Source organism: Bacillus fungorum, from assembly GCF_002746455.1.
Classification (GTDB): Bacteria; Bacillota; Bacilli; order Bacillales; family Bacillaceae_G; genus Bacillus_A; species Bacillus_A fungorum.
Map to the genome: position 1 here is coordinate 38,720 of NZ_NWUW01000019.1, position 25,241 is coordinate 63,960.

The 25,241-nt window shown below is 34.6% G+C and carries 28 protein-coding genes; 18 read left to right on the forward strand and 10 right to left on the reverse strand.

What is annotated here, in order from left to right; all coding sequences use genetic code 11:
• Nucleotides 1–7 precede the first annotated feature (7 nt).
• From CO726_RS21885 to modA, 3 genes are all read right to left on the reverse strand, one after another.
• Entirely contained in the window at nt 8–859 is an 852-nt protein-coding gene (locus CO726_RS21885) for a GRP family sugar transporter (RefSeq protein ID WP_048528634.1), read from the reverse strand.
• Between the two features lie 300 nt (nt 860–1,159).
• Nucleotides 1,160–1,834 carry a molybdate ABC transporter permease subunit gene (gene modB / locus CO726_RS21890; protein ID WP_099685674.1) on the reverse strand — a complete coding sequence of 225 codons (675 nt, stop codon included), beginning with the start codon at nt 1,832–1,834 and terminating at the stop codon, nt 1,160–1,162.
• A gap of 5 nt (nt 1,835–1,839) precedes the next feature.
• Nucleotides 1,840–2,646: a molybdate ABC transporter substrate-binding protein gene (modA, locus tag CO726_RS21895; protein ID WP_099685675.1), complete on the reverse strand. Its 807-nt coding sequence runs from the start codon at nt 2,644–2,646 to the stop codon at nt 1,840–1,842.
• A 132-nt stretch (nt 2,647–2,778) separates the two neighbouring features.
• Here modA and CO726_RS21900 point away from each other — a divergent pair, with 132 nt between their 5' ends.
• Nucleotides 2,779–3,726, forward strand: a complete 948-nt coding sequence (locus CO726_RS21900) for a substrate-binding domain-containing protein (protein ID WP_099685676.1) — start codon at nt 2,779–2,781, stop codon at nt 3,724–3,726.
• A 330-nt stretch (nt 3,727–4,056) separates the two neighbouring features.
• Here the strand turns inward: CO726_RS21900 and CO726_RS21910 are convergent, their stop codons facing one another.
• A complete protein-coding gene (locus tag CO726_RS21910; RefSeq protein WP_099685678.1) occupies nt 4,057–4,923 on the reverse strand; it encodes a LysR family transcriptional regulator in 867 nt (288 codons plus the stop codon).
• Between the two features lie 128 nt (nt 4,924–5,051).
• Here CO726_RS21910 and CO726_RS21915 point away from each other — a divergent pair, with 128 nt between their 5' ends.
• Both CO726_RS21915 and CO726_RS21920 read left to right on the forward strand, forming a co-directional pair.
• The gene (locus CO726_RS21915) at nt 5,052–6,020 is read left to right on the forward strand and encodes a DMT family transporter (RefSeq protein ID WP_136699810.1); all 969 of its coding nucleotides are present in this window, start codon (nt 5,052–5,054) and stop codon (nt 6,018–6,020) included.
• A 21-nt stretch (nt 6,021–6,041) separates the two neighbouring features.
• Entirely contained in the window at nt 6,042–6,182 is a 141-nt protein-coding gene (locus tag CO726_RS21920) for a YrzO family protein (RefSeq protein WP_000894068.1), read from the forward strand.
• Nucleotides 6,183–6,242: 60 nt separating this feature from the next.
• Here the strand turns inward: CO726_RS21920 and CO726_RS21925 are convergent, their stop codons facing one another.
• Nucleotides 6,243–6,338 (reverse strand): DUF3948 family protein, encoded by a 96-nt coding sequence (locus CO726_RS21925; RefSeq protein ID WP_098758342.1) that lies wholly within the window; start codon nt 6,336–6,338, stop codon nt 6,243–6,245.
• A 336-nt stretch (nt 6,339–6,674) separates the two neighbouring features.
• Here CO726_RS21925 and CO726_RS21935 point away from each other — a divergent pair, with 336 nt between their 5' ends.
• Nucleotides 6,675–7,280, forward strand: a complete 606-nt coding sequence (locus CO726_RS21935) for a lysophospholipid acyltransferase family protein (RefSeq protein WP_099685680.1) — start codon at nt 6,675–6,677, stop codon at nt 7,278–7,280.
• A gap of 74 nt (nt 7,281–7,354) precedes the next feature.
• Here CO726_RS21935 and CO726_RS21940 read toward each other — a convergent pair whose 3' ends face one another.
• The gene (locus CO726_RS21940) at nt 7,355–7,450 is read right to left on the reverse strand and encodes a DUF3948 family protein (protein ID WP_080118129.1); all 96 of its coding nucleotides are present in this window, start codon (nt 7,448–7,450) and stop codon (nt 7,355–7,357) included.
• A 305-nt stretch (nt 7,451–7,755) separates the two neighbouring features.
• On the opposite strand from CO726_RS21940, the gene CO726_RS21945 reads away from it, so the two are divergent.
• The 6 genes from CO726_RS21945 to CO726_RS21975 all read left to right on the forward strand — a co-directional run bounded on the left by CO726_RS21945 (nt 7,756) and on the right by CO726_RS21975 (nt 13,333).
• A complete protein-coding gene (locus CO726_RS21945; RefSeq protein ID WP_099685681.1) occupies nt 7,756–8,733 on the forward strand; it encodes a LacI family DNA-binding transcriptional regulator in 978 nt (325 codons plus the stop codon).
• A 147-nt stretch (nt 8,734–8,880) separates the two neighbouring features.
• The gene (locus CO726_RS21950; protein WP_099685682.1) at nt 8,881–9,210 is read left to right on the forward strand and encodes a PH domain-containing protein; all 330 of its coding nucleotides are present in this window, start codon (nt 8,881–8,883) and stop codon (nt 9,208–9,210) included.
• A gap of 118 nt (nt 9,211–9,328) precedes the next feature.
• Complete coding sequence (locus tag CO726_RS21955) at nt 9,329–10,165, forward strand: YitT family protein (RefSeq protein ID WP_016089616.1); 837 nt, start codon at nt 9,329–9,331, stop codon at nt 10,163–10,165.
• Between the two features lie 138 nt (nt 10,166–10,303).
• Nucleotides 10,304–10,660 carry a YxeA family protein gene (locus CO726_RS21960; protein ID WP_099685683.1) on the forward strand — a complete coding sequence of 119 codons (357 nt, stop codon included), beginning with the start codon at nt 10,304–10,306 and terminating at the stop codon, nt 10,658–10,660.
• Between the two features lie 535 nt (nt 10,661–11,195).
• Entirely contained in the window at nt 11,196–11,351 is a 156-nt protein-coding gene (locus CO726_RS31875) for a hypothetical protein (protein WP_169513061.1), read from the forward strand.
• 86 nt (nt 11,352–11,437) lie between these two features.
• Nucleotides 11,438–13,333 carry a TatD family hydrolase gene (locus CO726_RS21975; protein ID WP_342750727.1) on the forward strand — a complete coding sequence of 632 codons (1,896 nt, stop codon included), beginning with the start codon at nt 11,438–11,440 and terminating at the stop codon, nt 13,331–13,333.
• A 35-nt stretch (nt 13,334–13,368) separates the two neighbouring features.
• Here the strand turns inward: CO726_RS21975 and CO726_RS21980 are convergent, their stop codons facing one another.
• On the reverse strand, nt 13,369–15,018 hold the full coding sequence (locus CO726_RS21980) for a DUF2334 domain-containing protein (protein WP_099685684.1): 1,650 nt from the start codon (nt 15,016–15,018) through the stop codon (nt 13,369–13,371).
• Nucleotides 15,019–15,268: 250 nt separating this feature from the next.
• On the opposite strand from CO726_RS21980, the gene CO726_RS21985 reads away from it, so the two are divergent.
• Complete coding sequence (locus CO726_RS21985) at nt 15,269–15,802, forward strand: transglycosylase SLT domain-containing protein (RefSeq protein ID WP_099685713.1); 534 nt, start codon at nt 15,269–15,271, stop codon at nt 15,800–15,802.
• 16 nt (nt 15,803–15,818) lie between these two features.
• Here CO726_RS21985 and CO726_RS21990 read toward each other — a convergent pair whose 3' ends face one another.
• Both CO726_RS21990 and CO726_RS31540 read right to left on the reverse strand, forming a co-directional pair.
• Nucleotides 15,819–16,607, reverse strand: a complete 789-nt coding sequence (locus tag CO726_RS21990; protein ID WP_099685685.1) for a DUF4931 domain-containing protein — start codon at nt 16,605–16,607, stop codon at nt 15,819–15,821.
• A 135-nt stretch (nt 16,608–16,742) separates the two neighbouring features.
• The gene (locus tag CO726_RS31540; RefSeq protein ID WP_136699812.1) at nt 16,743–16,871 is read right to left on the reverse strand and encodes a spore coat protein B; all 129 of its coding nucleotides are present in this window, start codon (nt 16,869–16,871) and stop codon (nt 16,743–16,745) included.
• Nucleotides 16,872–17,291: 420 nt separating this feature from the next.
• Between CO726_RS31540 and CO726_RS22000 the strand changes: the two genes are divergently transcribed.
• The 7 genes from CO726_RS22000 (at nt 17,292) to CO726_RS22030 (ending at nt 24,866) form a co-directional block, all read left to right on the forward strand.
• Nucleotides 17,292–17,426, forward strand: coding sequence for an RAxF-45 family protein (locus CO726_RS22000; protein ID WP_000830642.1), 135 nt, complete (start codon nt 17,292–17,294; stop codon nt 17,424–17,426).
• 125 nt (nt 17,427–17,551) lie between these two features.
• Nucleotides 17,552–19,432: a ribosomal protection-like ABC-F family protein gene (gene abc-f / locus CO726_RS22005; RefSeq protein ID WP_099685686.1), complete on the forward strand. Its 1,881-nt coding sequence runs from the start codon at nt 17,552–17,554 to the stop codon at nt 19,430–19,432.
• Between the two features lie 146 nt (nt 19,433–19,578).
• Nucleotides 19,579–20,772: a sensor histidine kinase gene (locus tag CO726_RS22010; RefSeq protein WP_099685687.1), complete on the forward strand. Its 1,194-nt coding sequence runs from the start codon at nt 19,579–19,581 to the stop codon at nt 20,770–20,772.
• Nucleotides 20,769–21,425, forward strand: coding sequence for a response regulator (locus CO726_RS22015; RefSeq protein WP_099685688.1), 657 nt, complete (start codon nt 20,769–20,771; stop codon nt 21,423–21,425). The genes CO726_RS22010 and CO726_RS22015 overlap by 4 nt, the downstream gene beginning before the upstream one ends.
• 138 nt (nt 21,426–21,563) lie before the next feature.
• Nucleotides 21,564–22,496 carry an ABC transporter ATP-binding protein gene (locus tag CO726_RS22020; protein WP_099685689.1) on the forward strand — a complete coding sequence of 311 codons (933 nt, stop codon included), beginning with the start codon at nt 21,564–21,566 and terminating at the stop codon, nt 22,494–22,496.
• Between the two features lie 15 nt (nt 22,497–22,511).
• Nucleotides 22,512–23,708 carry an ABC transporter permease gene (locus CO726_RS22025; RefSeq protein WP_099685690.1) on the forward strand — a complete coding sequence of 399 codons (1,197 nt, stop codon included), beginning with the start codon at nt 22,512–22,514 and terminating at the stop codon, nt 23,706–23,708.
• 12 nt (nt 23,709–23,720) lie between these two features.
• Nucleotides 23,721–24,866, forward strand: coding sequence for an ABC transporter permease (locus CO726_RS22030; RefSeq protein ID WP_099685691.1), 1,146 nt, complete (start codon nt 23,721–23,723; stop codon nt 24,864–24,866).
• A gap of 15 nt (nt 24,867–24,881) precedes the next feature.
• On the opposite strand, the gene CO726_RS22035 is transcribed toward CO726_RS22030, so the two are convergent.
• Entirely contained in the window at nt 24,882–25,079 is a 198-nt protein-coding gene (locus CO726_RS22035; protein ID WP_136699813.1) for a hypothetical protein, read from the reverse strand.
• Nucleotides 25,080–25,241: the final 162 nt, after the last annotated feature.

Genomic DNA, 25,241 nt, shown 5'->3' on the forward strand with positions numbered 1-25,241 from the left:
TATAAGTTTATGCTTTTGTCATACCTAGTAATACAGCGCCGCCGATAATTAAAACACTACCTAGTGCAATAAAGATCAATTGACGTTTTGTTTTCTTTTCACCTAAGAAGACAATCGCACCGAATGTTGAGATAACGATTCCAGTTTGAGATAATGGGAAGCTTGTTGCTACTCCGACACGTGGTAATGAAAGAAGTAAGAATAAGTTTCCAGTTCCCCATAGTAAACCAGATAAAGCATTACGGATTGCATATTTGTTAAATGGTTTATGTTTAGATGTCAGTACGACCGCACCAACAAACATACCAACTGCTTGTGGTAAAATAGCAGACCAACCATCGATATTATACCAACGAATAATAATTACATATACAAGGTAGCCGAAAGTAGAAACAATTAAAGTAAGAAGTCCTTTTTTCAATTGTCCTGGTGGCTGTGCATTTTCTTTATCATCTAATGATGTGAATACAACACCAACTACGATTAATAGGATTGCAATCGTTCCCAGAACAATCGTTGTTGTAGTAGTCCACTCACGGAAAGCGATAACTCCAAAGATAGAAGTTGCAACAAGTTGCATACCAGTAGAAATTGTTACAGTAGTTGAAACACCTAGTTTTTCAACTGTTTTTAATTGGTTTACTTGTCCTAAAGCCCAGAATAAACCTGAAATAAAGCCAACAATCAAGATTGTCATTGTTAAAGCTGGTTGAGTAAATACATACATAATTGTTGCGAAGAATAGAGCACCGATTGTCATACCTACCGTTTGGCTATATGCACCACCGCCCATTTTTACGCTTACTAATAAGATGTTTCCCCATGCAATTGCAGGAAGAAGCGCTAATAAAATGTCCATTACAAGACTCCCTTCGGTTTGCTATACCAATATAATTACATATCGTTCTAATGATCGGTAATGCTCCACTGATAGAGTAGAAGATTACCGATCGCTAAAACAGGATGAAGAATTCAAGATATAAATGCGTTTTCATTTCTTCATTTTTTCAAACACCTACATATAATAACAGGAAATTGCCTATTTTAGAAAGTAAATTCAAATAGAATGTATATTTAAATAAGAGTAAAAATTCGGTTATTTCCCAGCGGTATATCTTATTTCCTAAGAAATAAAGAAGCAGCTTCGAAAAAAGCTGCTTTAAGAGTTAGTAATTTTTTTATTAATAAGTTGAATACATAGCAGAAATACGAGTGACATACTGATAGTGATAACTACAAGTGTCCAGGCGAGTTGCATATTACTTGCATCAATGGCCATGTAAATGGCAGTTGGGATTGTCTGTGTTTTACCAGGAATGTTTCCGGCAAACATGAGTGTAGCACCAAATTCACCGAGCGCACGAACAAAGCTTAAAATCATACCGCTTAGTAGTGCAGGAAATGCAAGCGGAAGTGTGACATGTAGAAAAACTTGATATTCACTTGCGCCAAGGTCACGGGCACTTTCTTCAATTTGTACATTCGCGATAGAAAATCCTGTTTTTGCTGATTGGTACATCAGCGGAAATGCAACAACTGTAGAAGCAATGATTGCAGCGGTAGATGTGAACATAATGGACTGCTGAAACAATGATTCTATCCACATTCCAATGGGGCTATGATTTCCAAAAATGATAATGAGGAAAAAACCGATTACAGTTGGTGGAAGTACCATTGGTAATAAGAAAATAGTTTCTAGTATTACTTTATATCTCCATGAGGAGCGTGCTAGCGCCCGCCCAATAATCGTTCCTAAAATTGTAACGATTATGGTGGCGCATGCAGCTACTCGTAAAGATAGAAAGATTGGTGAAAAAATGGCATCAAAGCTCATGGCACTTATGATAGGACTGTAAATCCATATTTCTTAAAGATAGATTGTGCATCTTTGGACTGCAAATACTCATAAAATGAAGTCGCCTCTTTCTTATGCTTAGACTCTTTTATAACACCTAAAGGATAGTGGATTGGCTCATGAGAGGTAGCTGCTGCTGTCTCACCAATCTTTACTTTGTTTGAAATGAGAGCATCTGTTTTGTATACAATACCAGCATCAACATTACCTGTTTCTACATATGTTAACACTTGGCGAACATCTTTTGTAAATACGATTTTACTTTGAATGTCATTCCATAGATTTTCATGGGTGAGAGAAGCCTTTGCGTATTTTCCCGCAGGTACAGATTCAGGTGTACCAAGTGCGATTTTCTTAATTTTTTCATCTTTTAAATCTTGAATTTTTGTAAGAGAACTATCTTTTGGGACGACTAGAACGAGCTCATTTCCAAGAAGATTTTTTCCCTCTTTTTCATTAATGAATCCTTTTTTAACAAGAGTTTGGAATTTATCTTCAGCTGCTGAGAAGAATAAATCAGCAGGTGCACCTTGTTCAATTTGTTGTTGAAGTGCACCAGAAGCGCCGAAGTTAAAAGAAATTTTAATAGTAGGTTCTTTTTCTTTATATTTTGTTTCAATTTCTTTTAATGCATCTTGTAAGCTTGCAGCTGCTGATATAGTAAGTTCGACTGTTTTTCCTTCTTTAGCAGTTGATTTCTCTTTCTTCTCTCCGCTTGTACATGCAACACTAAATATAAGAAGAAAAGAAAGTATAAGTGCCCCGATGGATCGTAATGTAAACTTATTCATAAAAAATCCCCTTTCGTTTTGACATATTCAATTATAACTAATTATAACTAAATATAATTAGTTATAATTGAATATAATTTGAACGTGTAGCTATTTTTAAAAAATAGGAGAAATATTCTTTTCTTTGTTACAATGAAAGGAGAAAGTGAGGAATCGTCTATGGATCATCATTCCTACACAACGGAAGAAGTAGCAAAGCGATTAAAAGTATCGAAACTAACTGTGTACGACTTAATTAAAAAAGGAGAATTACCTTCTTATAGAGTTGGTAGACAGATGCGTATTGATGCAGCAGATTTAGAACAATATATAAAGCAAATGAAAACAGGGAAGGTACAAGTTACTCCTGTAAAGAATGACAGTAATAGTATCTCGAATACATGTATTATTAGCGGACAAGAACTAACGTTAGATATGTTGGCAAAGCGTATAGAAAGTCGTCTACCAAGCTCAAATATATTAAGGGCATATCAAGGTAGTTTAACAAGTTTAATAAAAATGTATCAAGGAGAAGGAAGTATCGTTAGCTTGCATTTGTTTGATGGCGAAACGGGTACATATAATGTTCCTTATGTAAAACGTATTTTAGTTGGACAACCGTGTACTATGATTAATTTATTAGCAAGGAACGTTGGATTTTATGTGCAAAAGGGAAATCCAAAAAATATAAAAACATGGGCTGATTTATCTCAGTCATCTATACGATTTGTAAATCGAGAAAAAGGTTCTGGTATTAGGGTATTAGTGGATGAACAATTGCGCATTCAAAAGTTGAATAAAGAAAACATTAGTGGATATGAATGGGAAGAATCGAATCATCTTGGTGTTGCCACGCAAGTCGCGAATGGAAAAGCTGATGTGGGAGTAGGGTCAGAAAAGTTTTCACAAATTGTAAACGTAGACTTTATTCCAATTATGAAAGAACAGTATGATTTAGTGATTTTAAAGAATAAAGAAAATGAAGAGCTGATTGAAGTCGTGAAAGACATTCTACAATCGGAAGAATTTCATAATGAATTAAAAGCAATTGGCGGATACGATATGACGAAAACAGGTCAAATTATATATGAAATAAAGTGAAACTTTAATCAGTGGGGGTCTTACTGCCCGTTAATGCGGGGAAAAGTCTGATTTGTTGAAAGTAATGTTGTTCGTTATAATCTCTCCTTATTTGTTTAATGTAGTTGCAACAGCTTTTGCATCGACAAGTGTGGATAGCACCATGCCCATTGTATTTAAAAATTTGTTTGATTTTATTTTGTTCATCATGCGTATCCGCTCCTTTTCAAATTGTTGTTGCCCTGCTTTATGTTTTAATTATAGGAAATATAATCGCCTGCAACTATCGAATTAGCTTACGGAAGACTTACACTTTTGTAAGAAAAAAAGACATTCGCGTAAGAATGTCCTTTAAAGCATGTTGATATGATGATGCTCTTCAATTGTTTTTAAAAAGCTGCGCATTGAATTCGTCATATAGCTATCTTTACGGCGTATGAAAACCGTTGAAATACTACCATATTTTTCAGGGATTGCATGACAATGCACTTTACCTGCTTTAGAAAGATGATGGACAGCAGACTGTGGTACGAGTGTAATTCCAAGGCCGAGTGCAACACTGTTTAATATTGTCTCTAATATATTAAATTCCATAATTCTTTTTGGTAGTAAACCTTCATCTTTCAGCCATCGTTCTAGTTTGGAACGGTATCCACATCCTTGGTTAAAAACGAGTAGGGGCGTTGTTGTAAATTCTTCTATATGAAAAGCTTTATTTTGTGTTACAAGCATTAATTTTTCTGTACTAACATCGTATTGCTCAATTAGTGGATGTTTAATAGGACCTGATATAAAGGCGCCATCTAATTGATGATCAAGTACTTCTCTAATCAATTCTTCTGTTAGACCCGCTTGTAATGATAAATCGACATTGGGATAGCTTTTATAGTAAGAAGATAAAATGGTAGGTAATGTACTTACTGTTTCGACTGTACCGATTTTTAATATGCCAGAGGGAGTTTCACTATCTAAAAATACTTGTTTTAGCTCGTCAACATCTTGCAAAATTTTATTAACATAAACGAGCAGTTTTCTTCCTTCAGCTGTGAGAGTCATGCCTCGTTTATGACGATAAAAGAGCGGTGTTTTTAGCTCGTTTTCCAGTTGTTTAATACGTGCAGTTACATTTGATTGTACGTAGTTTAATTCCTTTGCTGCACCGCTTACACTACCGCGGTCGGCGACGCTCTGGAAGATTTGTAAATCTCTTAATTCCATAATACGATCCTCCTTGATGTTAACTATCATTATAAGTGATAGTTAACATCATTTTGAATCATTTTACGTGATATATTTTTTCTTTTACAATTCTCTTTGTGCAAATAGAAAGAAGTGGGGGGATTGTGGTGAGAAAAGGTCAAATGATAATAGGGGCTTTAGCATGTTTAATTGCAAGTATGTCATGGGGGGCAATGTTTCCGGTTGCTGATCATGCGCTAGAATACATAGATCCATTTTATTTTTCGCTCATTCGCTATGGAGCGGTGGCGATCGTACTGATTGTATTATTGTTAATGAAAGAAGGAAAACAGGCATTTCGTTTAGAGGGAAGAGGAAAGTTACTCGTCTTTTTCGGAACGATGGCGTTTACTGTATATAATGTACTTATATTTTTAGGTCAAATGTTAATGGGGAAATCAGGCGTGATGGTTGCTTCTATTATGGAAGCACTGATGCCGATGATTTCTATTTGTATTCTATGGGGATATAAGCATGTAAAACCGAAAAAGTATATGATAACGAGCATGATGATTGCTTTTGTAGGAGCTGTATTCGTTATTACGAAAGGTGATATGAGTTTTTTTTTAACATTGAAAGATAACATGTTTTCGCTGGCCTTTATATTTGTTGGTGTTGTAGGTTGGGTTATTTATACGATGGGTGGTCAAACGTGTAGCGATTGGTCAACATTACGTTATTCTACGTTGACGTGTGTATTTGGTACGACTGTCACAGGGATTATAACTGTAATCATTACATCGTTTGGATACGTATCGGTTCCGAGTATGGGAACGATTTCTATCGTGAAATATGATTTATTGTTTATGATGACATTACCAGGTATCGTAGCGTTACTTGCTTGGAACTATGGTGTGAAAATTTTATCGTCCATTAATGGGATTTTATTTATTAATTTTGTACCAATCACGACTTTAGTTATTATGATGATGCAAGGATATCGAATCACAATGTTTGATATTATAGGGACTTTACTTGTTATTGCAGCACTTATTCGCAATAATGTTTGTCAGAGAAAAGAAGAAAATATAAATAAGAAGATTTTACAAGAAGAGCAATTACGCCAAGCTGTTTAATAGGCAATTGGAGGATTTCACATGTTAGAAAGTTTATTGTTTTTCTTCGCCGTCGGAGTTGCCTGCGAGCTTGCAGCAATTAACCGAAATGGTCGTAAAAAGATAAAACAACAAGCTGAGATGATACAGCTTTTAAAAGAATTGAAAGAAAGAAAAATGTAAAAAGACGACCGGGCATAGACGGTCGTCTTTTTCTATATAAAGGGGAAAGGGGACACAAAGTTATACAAGCGTAGCAGCGTAAATAAAAGCAGTAAGAAGAAGAGAGCCGCTAGCTAATCCTACAAAATCTAATTTGTTAAAAGTGATGTTATTCATGATACATTCTCCTTACTTGTTTAATGTAGAAACAACAGATTTTGCATCGATTAGAGCGGAAAATACCATGCCCATTGTATGTAAGAAATTATTCGTTTTCATCGTGTTCATCATATTGATCCGCTCCTTTTCGAATAGTTGTTGTTTCTTTCTGACTTAATTGTATGAAATATTTGGGGAAGTAACTATCGAATTAGCTTACAAGAAAATTACACTTTTGTAAGAATTGAAATTTAACAATTAATACTCAAAATTATTACCAACTCCTAAAACTTAGTGTTATAATCGTTGTAAGAGAATGATTATAATTCGGATATTCAGAAAGGAACGAAACAAATGTATAAACCAATTACATTTTTGTTGAAATATATATTTAAAACAGCTGGGAAAGTAGAAGTGCAAGGAAGAGAAAAGTTACCAGAAGGTGGCCCATATGTTGTTGCATGTACACATACAAGTTTTATGGATGTATTAATGTTAGCTACAGGGATGTACCCGACCCAAATTCATTACATGGCAAAAAAAGAGTTATTTGAAGGGAAGTTCAAAAATTGGTTCTTTAAAAATGTGAATGCATTCCCTGTAGATCGTGCGAATCCAGGACCTAGTACACTTAAAATTCCATCACGCCTATTAAAAGAAGGAAAAGTAGTAGGGATTTTTCCAAGTGGAACGAGATCAACAGAAGACGTTTCATTAAAAGCTGGTGCTGTTACGATTGCGCTTCGTTCTAACGTTCCGTTAGTACCGGCAGCTTATATTGGTCCATCAAGTGTAAAGGAATTGATAAAAGGGAAAAAGGCGCAATTGATTTTTGGAGACCCGATTCAAATTGATGCCGGAGAACAAATAGATCGAAAAACAGCTATGAAAATGATGACAGATCAATTAAATGAGAAGTTTGAGGAGCTAAAGGAAACTTTGCAATCACATCAAAAGTAAGAAAAGACGACCGGGCATAGACGGTCGTCTTTTCTATTACTATTTATAATAAAGGGGAAAGGGGGACACAAAATTTATACAAGCGTAGCGGCGTAAATAAAAGCAGTAAGAAGAATCGAGCCACTAGCTAATCCTACAAAATCTAATTTGTTAAAAGTGATGTTATTCATCATGCAGTCTCCTTACTTGTTTAATGTAGAAGCAACAGCTTTTGCATCGATAAGAGCGGAAAATACCATGCCCATTGTATTGAAGAAATTGTTTATTTTCATTGTGTTCATCATATGAATCCGCTCCTTTTCGAGTAGTTGTTGCCCTTTTTCTGACTTAATTGTATGAAATATTGCGGAGAGTAACTATCGAATTAGCTTACAGGAAAATTACACTTTTGTAAGAAAAACGAATGAAGTTGTAATGATAAGAAGATTTGACATATGTTCATGGGATTCATTAAGTTAAAAGTAGAGGTGAGTGTATGGCTAATATTAAAGATATCGCAAAGATGGCGGGGGTTTCCGTTACGACTGTTTCGAGGGTGCTAAATAATCATCCGTATGTAAGTGAAGAAAAGAGGAAAGCGGTTATAGAGATAGTTGAGAAGTTGAATTACTCACAAAACGCAAATGCTGTTCATTTATCAAAAGGAAAGACGAATATTGTTGGTGTAATTCTACCTTACATTAATCACCCGAGCTTCGATGCAATGGTAGGGGGAATGATGGAGGGAGCGTTAACTCATAATTACAGGGTACTACTTTGCCAAACGAATTATAATAAAAAAGAAGAAATAAAAAGTTTACATATGTTAAAAACGAAACAATTGGATGGTCTTATTATTTGTTCTCGTGCGAATGAATGGGAAACGATAGAGCCGTATGCTTCTTACGGCACAATAATTGCTTGTGAAGATAATGATATTTCAAATATCTCAAGTGTATATACGAATCATTCAGCAGCTTTCCGGTTAGGAATGAATCACCTTATTGAAAAAGGTTATAAAAAAATCGGTTATTGTACGGGAAGGAAATTAGGACCGAGTAGTCAAAAGCGTTTTGATGTTTATAAACAACGATTGCAATCTATAGATGAAGAAGTGAATGAAGAGTGGATTTTCACAGAATGTTTTACATTAGAAGATGGTGTGAAAGTGGCTCATAAATTAAAGGGGATGCAGGATCTTCCCGAAGCATTAATAGTAGCGGGAGATGAAGTTGCAATCGGAGTTATGACGGAAGTTGAAAAATTAGGTATTCGAGTTCCTGAGGATTTAGCGATTATTGGTTTGGATAACCAACCTATTTCGCAAGTGTTGCAGTTGACAACGATTGATCAAAATTTGAAGGGGATAGGGAAAGCGGCTTTTGAAATGTTTTACCGGCAAATAAGTGACGAGAGTTCTAAACAAGAAAAGGTGGAAATTCCATACGAACTTGTGGAACGCTCTACAGTTTAATTTTAATCCGTTATGTGTACATCACATAACGGATTATTTTTTTGAAATATCTTTGACAGGAAACGCGTTTCATACTTTATAAAGAAGTTAAACCGGTTTGTAACAATCCATGGATTCTTTTCAAGAATAATATTTGGAGGGATATGCATGAATGAACTTTTTTTAAGTATGAAAAAGTATATAGAGGATGACGAAAAGATTTTAGCCTTTGTAGTAGGGGTCTTTGAGAAGGATAATTTTACGTTATCGTATCAACATGGGGTTTTTGTAGCTACTACTAGACGTCTCCTGTTTTACGGGAAACTTCCCTATTATCCTACAACATTTAAAGATTATTCATATTTGCATATAGATAGCATAGATTTTCATCCGCATTTCGAATTTATTTGTAATCATGAAACCATTCGAGCTAAGCATATTCAGAAAGGGAATGTGGAGCGATTTGTCCGTACAGTGAGAACAAATATGAATAATTAATCACCCCTTTGTTTAAACATAATATCTCGATCTTTAAGAGGTAAAATGCGGAATAAAAACCACTTCTAAACCTCTAGGAGATAGTGATACAATGTCAAATGGGGGGAGGGTATGAACTATGGTTAATCAACGTATAAAGGAAATAACACTAATTACAATTGGTTCATTATTATTCGCAATTGGTATTAATTACTTTGCAATTCCAAACCGTTTATCGGAAGGTGGAATTATTGGTTTAACGGTTGTTACGTACTACTTATTTGATTGGTCACCAGGGATTGTGAACTTTGCTATAAATGCAATTTTACTAGCTATTGGTTATAAGTTTTTTGATAAAAAAACGATGGTTTATACAATTTTAGGAATTGTAGAAACATCCTTGTTTTTATATGTTACAGAACATATTGAGTATCATGTAAATAGTGATACGCTATTAGCAGCTTTATTTGCTGGTTTGTTTGTGGGTATCGGATTAGGCTGTATGTTCAAAGCTGGAGGTACATCAGGAGGATCGGCAATTTTAGCACGGTTAGCAAATCAATATTTAGGGTGGAGCGTTGGTAAAGGCGTACTTATTATTGATATCGTTGTAATTGCTGGTTCTGTATTTATAATAGGACAAGAAAAAGCGATGTACACACTTGTTGCAGTATTCATCGGAGCGAAAGTGATTGATTTCATTGTAGAAGGAATGGATACAAAAACGGCTGTCACAATCATTTCAAATCAACCAGACTTAATACGTGAGGCTATTACGAAAAACATGACACGCGGTGTCACTGTATTAGAAGGACGCGGCGGATATACTGGTAAAAATAAAGAAGTTTTATATGTTGTAATTAATAAACAAGAGCTTGTTAAGTTAAAGCAAGTTATTAGCCGAGTAGATGAAGATGCTTTCGTTGTTATTCACGATGTGCGTGATGTACTTGGTGGTGGCTTTAAAGCGAGCTAAAAGGTGAACGAGTAAATTCGTTCACCTTTTTTTATTCTTACAAAAATGTAAGTGTAGTGTAATGAGATTCAATAGTAGATTTTATTCCTTCTTTTTAAAATGGATGTATATATATCCTGCAGAGGAGGAATGTTTATTATGAAGAAAAAAATGATCACTACTATAATAGCGATACTAGTGATAGTAGTAATGTTACTGCCTACGAAACTTGGGCCAGTTATCGATAAATATAATCCGCTTTATAAGACGAAAGAATACTATACGGTTGTAAATACAATTGGTCAACATGTTGGTGATGAGTGGTATGAATATGAATTTATTGCATTTGACGAACGTGGAAGAGAACAAAAAATAAAGAAGACTGTTAAGCATATGTTAAAGAGAGATGAAGCATTAAAGGTGTACGCAAAAGGACGCTACGGCGAGTCAATTGAAGAAATTGAAGCTGTAAATATTCCTATTAAAGCGAAGAGTAAACTTTTAGCGATGAGATAGCGGGATATACCCCTACCTATTTTTTGTCGAAAATAAAAATACTAGGTATGGGTATTTTAGAGTTCGTAAAAAAGGCCTTAGTCCATGTGGACTAAGGCCTTTTTTATTATATAAAGGGGAAGGGGGTACATTGTAGTAGCATGAGTGAAAGGTATAAGAAGAGTAGCTACTAGCAATGTAATTTGGTTATGTGAGTGTTCTTCTTATTTGGCTTACTTTCCAACTATATTGTACGAAATATAGATAAGGAAAACTATCGAATTACATTACGCATAGCTTACAAACATGTAAGCCTTCTGTAATGTAATTCGATAGTTAAAAGATAGTAAATTTAATATAGTATAAGTAGAAAGTCTAATGTATTACTTTCTGTTTGTAATGTAATGTAATGAAGAATAAAAAACCAACTACTTTTTAATAGCCCTCATCTGTATGTAGATGGGGCTCTTTTTATAAACCTTACAACATTGTAAGGTTTACGTAAGTTAATTCGATAGTAAATTTGTCATATTTTTTGCATAATAGATACAAATAAATGAAAATAATTAGGGATTTAGTAAGAAGGGAGAAAAATGGGATGCGTAAAGAAGAAGTAGTGAAGTTTCCAATTAAAGATTTCTGTAGCTACTTTACTGTTGCCGTAGTATGTATTGGATTATTTGATATCATAACAAACTTAATTGTTAAATAACATAGATGATAAAACAAGAAGGGAGATCCTTTCTTGTTTTTTTTTATGGAGGAATAAAGATGAAATAGATCGATAGCCATATACATGTGGATCAATATAAAGATGAAGAGAAAAGTAGATTACTTCAAGATGTGGAAAATAGCAAAGAGATAAAGGGGCTTATTGCGGTATCTATGAATTATCAATCATGTAAAGAAACTTTATCTTTAGCAAAGCAATATCCTTTTGTACATCCAGCAATAGGTTTTCATCCGGAGCAACCAATTCATAAAAAAGAATGTGAGCAAATCTATAAATTAATAGAAGATCATGTAGAGGATATAGTAGCAATTGGTGAAGTAGGCTTACCGTATTATTTAAGGAAAGAAGATGAAAGGATAGGAGAGTTACTCTTATCTTTTTTATTATGGATATCTTTTCTAATATTTTCTATAATTTATGATGTGTGTAATTTGATGAAGGAAGTAGGGGAGAAAATGGGGAAAGCATATAAAAAAATAGCTATTACAATGATAGTCGGTGCACTTTCACTTGCAGCTTTTGGGTGTGAAGCAGAAAAAAAGGTTATAAACCCAAACACAACACAAGAAAAGAAGGAAGAACAAATTGATCCAGTAGTTGAAAAACAGATGAAAGAAAATGAGAAAAATGGGAATACGGTTGGAAACAGTTCTAATAAAGGGAAGATGGCAGAGAGCAATGGATGGGTTTACTATGCGGTAAATGGTGATAAAAATACAGGAGGCATTTATCGTACGAAAGATCAATTTCAGACTTCGGAACGTGTAGTGGAAGGTGTAAATGCTTCTTACATAAATATAAAAAACAAAGTTTTATATTTTATTCATACGGATGAAGATAAGAATGCGGGATTATCTTCTTTAATGAAGTACGATATATCTAACAAAAAGTTAGATACGTTAAAAGCGGATACGAATTATGTTTATATAAAAGATCAAACTTTATTTTATCCGAAAAAATATTCTGAGCATGGTGGTTTTGATATTGTAGGGATCGCAAAAATGGATTTGAAGACGGGACAGGAAGAAGAAGCGGCATTTAAAAATTCTGGTTGGTCTCAAACGATAGATGATAGTATTCTACATTGGAATAAAAATCGTGGAACACAAGTGACAAAAGATAATAAAACTTGGTCAAAAGAAAATTATGCAACAATATCTAGTGCTACGTATAATAATGAAAAATTATATGCTGTTGTCGACTTTTCGTTACCTTTTGAAACAAATCAAGCTGAGCACGGCATATATGAAATAGACGTTCAACAAAATAATGAAAAGTTATTGGTAAAGGATGCCTTGCAGATGAATGTGAAAGGGGATACTTTTTATTATTTAAAAAAGGATGGAGTATATAAGAAGAAAATGAATGGTGGAAATGAAAAAGTAATTTATAATAAAGCGGTTGAACCAACTAAATCCTATTTATATTTTGTAGCAGGAGATATGTACCTCTATACAGATAATGGAACGATTTTGAATTTAGATACAAAGAATTCAAATGAAGTACAAGATAAGAAACTAGCAGATGATGTTATGTTACAGAAAGTATGGAATGCACAGAAGGAACTTACTAATATTCAAATGGCTGCACTAACAAGAAACCCAAAACGAGTAGGGGATTTTTCATATGGGGAATTAGTGAATCCTATTTATAATACGAAGGATGCTTTAGAGACTACGATATCTACGTACTTCTCAAAATCATTTATAGCAGAGTATATGAAGAGTAAGTATATGAAAGAGTTAAATGGAAAAATGCACTATGCTATTGGAGATCCAGGGTCAAAAGCAGCAACTAAATTTACAAAAATTATTTCTGCCGATTTAAAGGATGGGAAAATAAAAGCGCAGGTAGAAACGTATAATGACTATGATAATGTAACGGAAAAAGTAGAAGTTGAATTTGTTTATGAAAATAATCAATGGGTTATTAATAACATGCCACGTTTTGGTTTAAGTTAGAAAAACCACCAAGCATTTTGCTTGGTGGTTTTGTATTAGGATTCTAATTTTTTCGCACGTCTTAATAATAAAAGAAAGACAATGACAAAGAAACCAAGTATAAGGAAGAATCCATATTGTTTTATATAATCCATTACGTCACTTGCGCTTTTTGATTTTTCAACGTGAATGCCGTCTTTATTAGTAGTAATATGAATATCTTTCATTTTCACTTCATTTGTTTCTTTTTGTAAATCAATCCATTCTATATTTGGAATACTTTCTAGATTCTTTAACACTTCTTTTAATGGTTTTACACCTAAGTAAGGATGATAGAATGCACCAATAACTCCATCGGATAATTTAGAAACTGATAGAGCACGTTCTTTCAGTTTAGCAATAGCTTGTGGCTTATCTTCTTCAATAAATCCGACTGTTTCAGGCATTAATTTCATCCCGTGTAAAAAGGATGGAGTACTTGTATAAAATGGTGAGTGCATAGATTTCCAAGTTGTATCACTTAACTGTAGTTGTCCTACATAAGTTGAAAAGTACCTTGATAATATTTCATATCCTTTTTGAGACATCGTGTAATGAGGTGCTTCAAATGCGACAGGATATAGTTTGGCGTCCACAAGTTCTTGAATGCCTTTTTCAATATGATCAGTCGTATATTTTTCTTCAAACTCTTCCCCTTTTTTTACGTATGTATTATATGCCTCTATAGTAGGGAAATCATCTTTTGTTTTTGGTTTTTCATGCTTCGGTTGACGAATTGGTTGATCTGTTTTTACGTCCCAAAATTCAAAACCTTCACCAGTTTCACTATCATAAAATTGGTGAGTATAACCATGCATAATAATTGCTGCACCATTCTTTTGCATAGAGCGTAAAAGATCGACTAGCTCAGGTTTATCTTTTAAATGTATCGTCTTTCCTGTATCTGGATCTTTATATACCGGGATGACTGTAATCGTGTAAGGGATCTTTTTCTCTTTTAGTAAGGCAGCAATTTCTTTTAATTGATTTGTATCTGCGGCTGGATGAACGTCCTCAAGACGTAAATAAGCTTTCGCTTTATTTGTCGTTGGTTTTTGTCCAAAGTAAGAAAATAACATTTCACCGATGTAATGGGATATCCAGTTAAAAAGATGTGGCGTTGCAACGTAATAAGATGTTTCATGGTGAACGATTAGTGGGTTCTTGCTATTTGAGTTTAAAGCGTTAGCAAGAACAGTTCCGTTTGTATCGAAAGATTGAATCAATCGTTCCTCTTCTAAAGTGTTTTTTAGCTTATTACTTGGATATTCGATTTTATTAACTCGTATATCATTATCCTTTAGGGTAATGAAAGAAAAGCGATTAGGTAATTGCTCAACATTTTGTCCTAGAACTAATACTGGGCCTGAGAAATTTTCTATAAGTTGTTTTGTTTCAGTAGGAAACTCTTCTTTTTGTTCACCGATATAGACAATATGTGTATAAGAAGATGAGTTAGTAATTTCATTAGCCTTTTTTAAACTTTTCGTAGTTATATCGTTTGTAAAATGTCCGAATTGAGTATTAAGGATTTGGATATTATTTGTAATTTTATCGTCTTTTGTACTATATAAAACAAGTAATTTTGGTTTTGATGACGTTTGTGCAGAGGTGTGGATAGGGATAAGAAGTAAAATACTGAACAAGAGTATTATGCACTTTTTCATTTGGTCTGCTCCTATTCTATATGTATAGTTCAATTTACAATTATATACAAGAAAAAAGTTATAGTCTATGAAAGTTACATTCTTGCACGTAATTACCAGCTGTTTTTTCACAAAATCGGTCTAAAGCATGATGATAATATGTATAGTTATTTGCTATGATAAAAGGGTAAGAGAATGATAGAATGTGGGTAATTGTAAAGGGAAGAAGGCTGAAAGGGGACAAATTTCAGCGGAGAAAGAGGTAGAGGTAGTGAAGAAATTCTTTGTAGGATTTTTAGTTGTCCTTGGGGTGTACTTATATTTCCAAGGAAAGTCTGAAGGAATGGGTAAGTTAGTGAATGAGATAAGCTATGTTGACTCAGAAGAAGCAAAACAGATGAAACAAGTTATTATAGAGGAAGCAAAGAAAGTCAATCTTCCAGAATGGATACCTCTTACAATTGCCGAACATGAAAGCCGGTTAAATCCAAGAAGTGTTGGAGATAACGGAACTTCATTCGGATTGTTTCAATTGCACCGTGGCGGTGGGCTTGCACCAGATCATTTAACCGATGAAGAGTTGAAAGATCCACGTATAAATGCGCAAATTGCAATGCCGCATTTAATGAAAGGATATAAGCGCGGGGTGCAAAAAGGTTTGACTGATTTTGCATTACTAAAATATATAGCAAATACATCTGGATGGCCAGGGAATTTAGGGCCAGAGTGGACGGATAATAATATGAAGTATAACATCGGGTTAGAGGATGTGTACTATCGAAATAAAGGTGTAATTAAAGAGTAGGTTTTTGAGACCTACTCTATTTTTTGTGGGTAATTGCGTCGTCTTGTTTTGTGAAATACTCCGCTAGTTGTATTTTCACCTCTTCTAGTTTTGTGGAAACTTGCGGTATTTTATATCCTACATATAACGGTGAAACGACAAATCTAGGAACAACTTTACAAATGATTTTTCCGTTTAAATAATAGAAGAATAAGTTATAACTACTACATCCTTTATGGAAATCTGTCAGTATGTAACGTACAGTTTGCTGAATATAATTTGCTAGTTCATCTATGCATCCAATATCTTCAATGATGATATTAAATTCAGTAAAACCGATAATAGGACGATCTGAAATATTGAGTTCAATATGTTTGTTTTTTTGTACAATGACTCCTCGGAAGTTGTCCTGTTCTACGTTACCGAGATAGTCTACATATTTCATTCCGATAATCTGCATGTGTGCATGATGCAAACTTCCACCTGAGAAGGGACCGTGATTTTTGTATAAAATCACAGATGTGAATTCTTCGTTCTTCTGTAAGTCTAACCAATGTTTAATCGAGAAACGAATTAGCGATCTCATATGTTCTTTTGTATATGTCGCAATATGTTCTTCACAATTATCGGTTTCGATTAGCACCGTTTGAAATGTATCTTTTAATGTAGGAAATTTGTTTTTTAGCCAAATAATTGAGCCCTCAGTTGCTAAAATATCCGTTAAATTTTCTCTGTCACAAAAAGGACATGCTGCGCTTCTATTTCGAATGCTTTCTGGTTTTTGTTTGCCGATATCGTTTAAAAAGTATAGTTGTTGTGTATCCATTTGTATATATGCCCCTTTAAAATATATGTAAAAATCCCGCTTAATACATTCGGGAAAAGGAGAAGGAAATCCTTTAAAGGGAATAGGAAAAAATAAAAGACAAGATATCCTTATTATGATAGGGTACCTTGTCTTTTATTTTTTCTTTAATAGTGTGTATGGATAATATAGAGTATTTTCATTATGTTTCTTTTTTCTATTTTTTATTGTGTATAAGGCAATTGCTGTACTTGCGATTATAATAATGGCTTTCTTCATATTCATTTACCCCTTTTTATTGTTGGTTTAATTCTTGGCTAACTGCTTTTGCATCAACTAAAGCGTGTAAAATCATTTTTACCATGTTCATCATATTCTTTCACTCCTTTTTATAGTTCGTTTAGTTCTTTTACAACTGCTTGTCCGTTCACTAATACCTCAAAGATTGCTTTTACGATTTCTTTCATCATGATTGTTCCCCCCCTTTTGTTGTCTCTCTTGTTTACATCTTTATTGTATAGGGAGGCATCTTTTCGTACTATCGCTTTCCATTACGTGAACATAACAGTTTTGTAAGATTTGATGTCACTTATTGAAATGTTTAGTCTATCTTCATTATTTTCAGAAAAATGACTATTCAAACGTGGAATGGGAAAGTATAATAAAGAAGTAAGTATTAAATTCCGTACGAAAGAGGTGAATGAGATGAAACGTTCTTTAGCTGCACGTGCCAAATTTTTAGATTTTATCTATTTTTGTCGTGCAATTTTTCATGATGTAGTTGTTAACGGGATACGTCTGTCCTTTTTTAACAATTGCATAGTAGCTATTGAACGATAGAAATCTCTTCACCCATTTTTAATAAACGTGTGAAAAGGGAGCTATTTGGCTTCCTTTTTCTATGCTGAAAACCATGGGGAATGTTTCTTTCCCATGGTTTTTTTATATTGAAAGGAGTACGGAAAATGACAATTTGTAGTGTAAATAATGTAACGAAATCTTTTGGTGGAAACATCATATTTGAAAATATATCGCTTGAAATAAAGAATGGTGAACGTGTTGGATTAGTTGGTCGTAACGGTAGTGGGAAGACAACAATCTTTCAGCTTCTAACTGGAATGGAAAGTTTGGATACAGGGGCCATTCATATGAAGAAAGGTACACGTATTGGTCATGTGGCACAAATTCCGAAATTTGATGAAGGTATGACTGTATATGATGTATTGAGTTCTGCCTTTAAGACAGAAAAGGAATTAGAAAGAGAAATGCGTACTTTAGAAAAAAATATGGCGGAAGAACAGGAACCGTCTGCGTTACAAAAATTAATGGAGAGGTACGGAGTAATTCAAGAAAAGTTTGCGTTTCTTGGTGGTTATGAAATAGAAGCGAATATTATGAAGGTAGCAAATGGTCTACAGGTGACAGAACTATTCACTCGATCGTTTCTGGAGTTAAGTGGTGGGGAGCAAACAAAAGTAAGCCTTGCATACATGCTATTGCAGAAACCAGATTTACTTTTATTAGATGAACCAACTAATCATTTAGATTTATTCGCTGTAGAATGGCTAGAACAATTTTTAAAAGAATACAACGGAACGGTTATGGTCATTTCACATGATCGCTATTTCCTTGATGAAGTTGTAACGAAGATTTTTGATTTAGAAGATGGAGAGATTCACGTGTATCATACAAACTATTCTCGGTTTGTTGAAGAAAAAGAAGAAAGATTGCTTCAGGAGTTTCAGGCTTATCAAGAACAACAAAAGAAAATAAAGAAAATGAAAGAAGCAATTAAGCGGCTACGTGAATGGGCAAATCAGGCGAATCCTCCGAATGAAGGATTGCATAAGAAAGCAAGAAGTATGGAACGTGCGCTGGAACGTATGGAGAAGTTAAAGAAACCTATTTTAGAACGAAAACAAATGGGACTCCAGTTTGAAGGGCAAGAGAGAAGTGGGAAAGATGTTGTTGTAATGAAAGAAGTGAGTAAAGGATTTGCTGACCATCCTTTATTTAACGAAGCAAATTTACATGTTCGTTTTCAAGAGCGTGCGGCTATCGTTGGTCGTAACGGTACAGGAAAGACAACGCTACTAAAGTTATTATTAGAAGAAATAGAACCAGATGCTGGAGAAATTCGGATTGGTAGTAGTGTGAAAATCGGTTATTTGTCACAGCATGCGTATGGAAATATGAAGAGTAATGTATTAGAAGCTTTCAGGGAATATGTAGCTGTAACAGAGGGAGAAGCGAGACATATATTAGCTAAGTTTTTATTTTATGGTCCAGCGGTGTTTAAGAAAGTAACGCAACTGAGCGGTGGAGAAAAAATGAGGTTAAGACTTGCTCAACTTATGTATCAAGATATCAATTTTTTAATTTTAGATGAGCCGACAAACCATCTCGATATTGAATCAAGGGAAGTTTTAGAGGAGGCTCTTGAACAATATAATGGAACGATTTTAGCTGTTTCACATGATCGTTATTTTTTAAATAAGTTATTTGAAAAGACGTATTGGATTGATGAGCGTAAATTATTTGAGTTTGCAGGGAACTATGCATGGGCGCGTCAAAAATGGGAAGAAAAACTCGAGAAACAAGTAATAAAACAGCAGCACCAAGGAAGAAAAAGTATTGAACGAGTCCCTGTAAAAAAGAAAGAAACTAGGAATGTAGAGGAGATTGAAACAGAGTTAATGCATGTAGAAGAAGATATATATGCGCTTGAGTGTAAGATGGAACATGTAGTTGATGTTGAAATGCTTGAAAAATTGTATGAAGAAAAAACGAAGAACGAGTTGTTACGAGCGGAGCTATATAATGAGTTAGAGAATATCGTGGAGTAAAGAAATTAGAAAGAGCAAGTTATTTTCTCATATTTTGAGGGGAGGGCTTGCTCTTTTTATGTACGAAAGGATAAAAATTGGTATAATTTTCTTGTTATTGCAATGAAGAGACGAATTTTAGGTTATTAAAACGTGAGGAGAATGTTATGTTAGGATACGCGCGGATTGCTACAATCGTCATGATTTGTTTTGTTTATGCAAACCATGTTTCACGTGAAACAGCACATTTACAATTTTTTGTGGGTACAGCACTTTTTATTTATATTGTGAATCATATTTTGCTAGTAAAAGTAAGCGGAGGTAAAAAACTTGTTTTTTATACACTATTAGCAAATGGGATAGTCACAGCTTTATTAGGTTTTTTATTTCCCGAGACATGTTTATATTTAATTATATTTGGAATTGATGCAGTAGGACTATTTATTCATGAATTTCGTAGAAGCATGACATCCTTTTTTATTACTTTTTTCTTTCTTTGTTGGCTTATAAATATACTACATGCGTATCAACATACAGGTAGTTTAGAATTGGAGAGTAATGCCATTAATTTTATGTTCATCGTTTTTAGTGCTTTAGCTGGGAGTTTAATAAAAAAACTTACAGCTGCTCGGAAAATGGTAGATGAGCAATATGGAGAATTATCATTATCTCATACAGCTTTAAAAGAAGCGCATGAACAATTACGTCTATATGCCAAAGAGGTAGAAGAATTGACAGCCGTTCGGGAGCGAAATGATATTGCACGAGAAATTCATGATACTGTCGGTCATAATATGACAGCCTTACTTGTTCAATTACAACTGGCAGAGGCTTTGTGGAAACAAAAATCAGACACTATGGAAGAGGTTTTACATACATGTCATGGGCTAGCCAAAAAATCACTTCAAGAGGTGAGAGCTTCTGTACATGCCTTAAAAGAAGAAGGTAAATTAGGGAACATAATAGAGAATATGCGTGAAATGTTACATGAATATTCTAAAGCGACGAAAGTACAAGTATTTTTTCAATTACAAGGGGATCCGGTTGTGATTCCGTTGTCACTACAACCTACACTGCTCCGGGTTATGCAAGAGTCTTTAACTAATGCAAAGCGACATGGGAAAGCGAGTTTATGTGAAGTGAGTTTAACTTGTTCGACGAAACAAGTTAAACTATGTATTTTGGATAATGGCGTGGGAGTTAACGAGGTAAGCCCGGGTTTTGGTTTACTTAATATGAGAGAACGCGTAGAGGAACATGGTGGAACTATTCAATTTGAGAGTGAGATAGAAAAAGGCTTTCAGTTACAGATTGAATTTCCACTTCAGGAGAAAACGTGGATAATAGGGGGAACTGTATGATTCGGATTATGATTGTTGATGATCAATCACTCATTCGTGATGGTTTAGCGATGTTATTAAATTTACGTCCGGAATTTGAAGTAGTAGGAACGGCTACGGATGGAGATGAAGTGATACAAAAGGTGAAAGAGCTACATCCTGAAATTATTTTGATGGATATTCGGATGCCTCGTATGAATGGTGTTGAAGGAACACGTTTAGTTAGAGAACAGTTCCCTCATATAAAGGTTCTTATGTTGACGACTTTTAGTGATAGTGAGCTTATTTTTGAAGCATTGGAGCAAGGAGCAAGTGGCTATTTATTGAAGGACATGGAGACAGATGCAATCGCTCAAGCAATTTTAACGGTGCATAGTGGAGGGGCTGTGCTTCCTCAGGATGTAACGGCGCAAATCATAAAAGAATTAAAAAAGACAAAAGTAGTAGTAGAGTACAACACACCAGAACAATTAGAAGAATTAACTGAGCGAGAAGTAGATGTTTTAAGAGAAATTGGACTCGGGTTAAATAATAAAGAGATTGCGGAAAAGCTATTTATTACAGAGGGAACTGTTAAGAATCATGTTTCTAATTTAATTAGTAAGTTAGAACTGAGAGATCGAACGCAAGCAGCCATATACGCAGTGAGGTATGGCATCACGATGTACACATGACTTTTGGCATATATAATTGTGAAAAAGCAGCAGAATTTGCTGCTTTTTTATTTTGTACTTCTATCTTAAGGGTGATGGAGAAGAGAAGAGATTTTTCTACAATGAAATTGTAAATGAATGCAAAGGGGCTGAATCAGTATGTTAGTCATAGATCATATTACGAAATCATTTGGTAAGAAGGAAATCATAAAAAATGTTTCTTTTGAAGTGAAAAAAGGTGAAACATTTGGATTGCTTGGTCCAAATGGAGCGGGAAAATCAACGACGATATCAATGATTTGCGGGTTAATTCCATATGATAGTGGTGATATAAAAATTGGTGGGAAATCTGTAAAAGAATATCCATTAGAAGCGAAGAAGAAAATTGGTATTGTTCCGCAAGATATTGCGTTGTATCCGACACTTTCAGCGAAGGACAATTTGGTTTTTTGGGGAAAGATGTACGGTTTAAATGGAAGGGTTGCAAAAGAGCGAGCGGAGGAAGTATTAGCTTACGTCGGTTTACAGGACCGTGGAAAAGATAAAATTGAAACATTTTCGGGTGGAATGAAAAGGCGTATTAATATTGGCGCAGCACTTATGCATGAACCAGAGTTATTAATTATGGATGAACCAACGGTTGGGATTGATCCGCAATCAAGAAATCATATTTTAGAGACTGTTAAGAAATTAAATGAAAAAGGGATGACAGTTATTTATACGAGTCATTACATGGAAGAAGTAGAGTACTTATGTGAACGAATTGCAATTGTTGATCACGGAAAGGTAATTGCATTAGGAACGAAAAGAGAGCTATGCAATCGCCTGACAGATGGATTTATAGTGAAATTGCAATTAAATCGCTATAGTACGGAATTGCTACAAAAGTTGAAAGCACTATCTGTCGTTGAACGGATTATTTTTGATGAAGATAATAGCACGATTGATATTGGACTAAATGGTGGCGAGGCCATTGGGACAGTTGTGTCAGTAGTTGTGGAGAACAGCGCTCAAATTTTAAAGCTTGAAGTGCAAGAACCAAATTTAGAGGCACTCTTTTTACAATTAACAGGACGTTCACTTCGTGATTAAGGAGGTTAGTGCGAGATGAAAAGTTTCATTATTGCATGGAAAGATTTAAAAATACGTTTAATTGATCGACGCGGATTTATGATGATGTTAATTATGCCGCTTTTATTAACAGCGATTTTAGGTTCAGCGTTAAGTAATGTATTTGATAATGGTGGACTACCGAAAACAGTGATTGGCTATTATCAAGTGGGAACTGATGAGTTTGCAGATGTCTTTCAAAAAGACGTATTACAATCTAAAGAATTAAAAGATGATGTGAAAGTAAAGGTAGTTAATTCTCAGGAAGAGCTTGAAGATATGTTAAAGGAAAAGAAAATCGATGTGGGAATCGTCATCCCAAATAAATGGAGCGAACAAGTGCAAGATGGAAAATTAAAAGAACCTAAGGTGCTTGTAGACCCATCAAAAGATATACAAGCGAAAATTGCTGAATCAATGATCCGATCCTTTTCAGAACGTGTTCAAACAGTCGCAGTATCTACTAAAAGTGTTGTAACAGAATTAGTAAAATCTCAGCAGGGTGATGTAGCACAAGTTGCTAAAGAGGTAAGTGGAAGTTTACAGGCGATAGCAACTACAAATGCGGATAACCTTGAAAAAGGAAAGATAGGTAAAAAAACAGTTGCAGCGATGCAGTATTATGCAGCGGCGATGTTAGTCATGTTTTTACTATATAACATAACAGTAGGTGCAAAGTCAGTTGTCACAGAACAACGAACTGAAACGTTGGCGCGTTTGTTCAGTACACCGACGAGTTCATTTTCAATTTTATTTGGGAAGTTTTTAGGTACATTACTATTTGCTTGTATACAATTGGGAATATTTATAGTTGCTACACACTTTATGTTTCACGTGGAGTGGGGGGAAGATGTATCTCAAATAGTAGTGTTGGGAATTTCATATGCAATTTGTGTTTCTGGTTTATCTATGTTAATTGCAGCCTTTATCCATGAGGAAAAAACGGCAGATGTAATGGGAGGAATCGGTATTCAAATACTCGCTATATTAGGAGGATCGATGTTACCGATTTACGTATTCCCTGATACACTTCAAACCATTGGGAATGTTGCTCCGAATAAATGGGCACTTACAAGCTTCTTAAATATTATGTCGGGAACATCTTGGGATGTGCTAATCCCTGTTATTTTTAGTTTATGTAGTGCAGGAATTGTCTCCGTTATGATAGGAACATTACGTTTACGTACGAGATAGGAGGGGGAAATGATGAAGAAGGTTTGGGCACTTTGTTGGCTAGAGTTAAAACAAATTTTAATAAAACCACAAAGTTATATACTCATGTTTGGAATGCCTATTATTTTTACACTCATTTTCGGCGGACTTTTAGGTGGAAGTGGGAATACGAAAGTAAATGTTAGCTTAGTAGATGAAGATGGTTCTGTATTATCTAGAAAGTATTACGAGGACATAAAGAAAAGTGACTTAATTTCTATAGAGAAGGTAACGTATAAGGAAGGCAAACAGAAGCTTGAAAACAAAAAATCATCCGGCATAGTTATTATTCGGAAAGACTTTCAAAAGAGTATGCTTGATGGAAGGGTAGAAAGTATTCAGTTTCAAGCCAGTGCTGATTTTACTGGTGGAACTTCTGTAGAGCAAGTATTGGCAAGTGCATTAAAAAAAATGGAGATAGAAGTTAGTGCAGCGAGAGATTTTGAGAAGAAAAGTAACACTTCGTGGGAAATAATGTATAAAGAAATCTATACAAAAATAGAACCTATTTCGATTCAAAAAGAGTCAATTTCACATGATGATCAAAAGTTAAATAACGTTACAGGGCGAGCGGCAGGCTTTTCAATTCTATTCGTTATGATTGTTATGTTAAGTGCGACGGGGACTATTTTGAAAGCTAGACAACTTGGTGTTTGGTCTCGTTTATTAGAAGCGCCAGTTTCAAAAGTGCAAATACTAACGGGATATATCCTTTCATTCTTTTTAATAGGGTGGATTCAATTTGGTGTTCTAATGATATTAACGCATTCCTTATTTGACGTGCAGTGGGGAAATTTATTAGGGGTTATTATACTCGTTTCCGTATTATTATTAGCTGTCATTGGTCTAGCCTTATTATTAGCAAGCATCGTGAAAACAACAGAACAACAGTCTGCATTAGGTAATATCGTTGTGATTTCAACATGCATGATTGGTGGCCTTTATTGGCCGATTGAAATTGAACCAGCATGGATGCAGACGGCAGCAAATTTTGTTCCGCAAACTTGGGCGATGCGTGGCTTTACGGAGTTAATTGTAAGGGGAGGTACATTAGCGGATATAGGAGGATATATTGGTATACTCATTTTATTTGCAGGGGTCTTTTTCATAATTAGTTTAACAAGAATACGTTACGACTGAAAAAAGAAAGCAGAGTTACAGCTTTACGCGCTGAATTCTGCTTTCTTTTTGCGTGGTATCTTCCTTTGTTGAAATGATAATAGCGATCCCGAGCATAATAAAAAAAGCTAAAAAGAGGACGAACTTTGGGAAGAATGGGAATAGTAATAGCGCCCCAACTATCATAATTGTTAATAATACGTAGTGTAGGACGTATTGAAATAGGTTGTCCATGTTTTCGCCCCCTTTTTGGTAATTGGTTATTAGTATTCTATGTTTCATGCTGAACGAATAGAAGTGAATTTTTAAGTTTTTTCATACGAAATAAAAGAGAACGATTGACATGTTTGGAGGAAAGGAATAATCTTGAAATTAATTCATACTATTTACATAGGA